General features: G+C 64.1%; 1 protein-coding gene. It reads left to right on the plus strand.

Going from position 1 to position 262, the window contains the following annotated elements:
• Positions 1–11 precede the first annotated feature (11 nt).
• Positions 12–262, plus strand: a 251-nt coding sequence (locus H926_RS26070; RefSeq protein ID WP_237740985.1) for an IS66 family transposase, incomplete at its 3' end; no start/stop codon positions are given.

Below are 262 nucleotides of genomic sequence, written 5' to 3' on the forward strand. Positions count from 1 at the left end.
TGCCCAAGGTGATGGCCAGCAGCGCGCTGCTCGCTCATCTGATGGTCAGCCGCTTCGTTGACCATCAGCCTTGGCACCGCCAGTCGGTGATCCTGCGGCGGCAGGGCGTAAACATTGATCGTGATGTGATGGGCCGCTGGGCCCGCAAGCTGGCCTGGTTGATGGCCCCGCTTGGCGAGCGCCTGCTGGCCCACATTCTCAAAGCCCCCAAGATCCATGGCGACGAGACGCCGGTCACCTTGCTGATGGGCGAAGATGGCAG

Origin of the sequence: Novosphingobium sp. B-7, from assembly GCF_000410615.1 — a bacterium.
GTDB classification, from domain to species: Bacteria; Pseudomonadota; Alphaproteobacteria; order Sphingomonadales; family Sphingomonadaceae; genus Novosphingobium; species Novosphingobium capsulatum.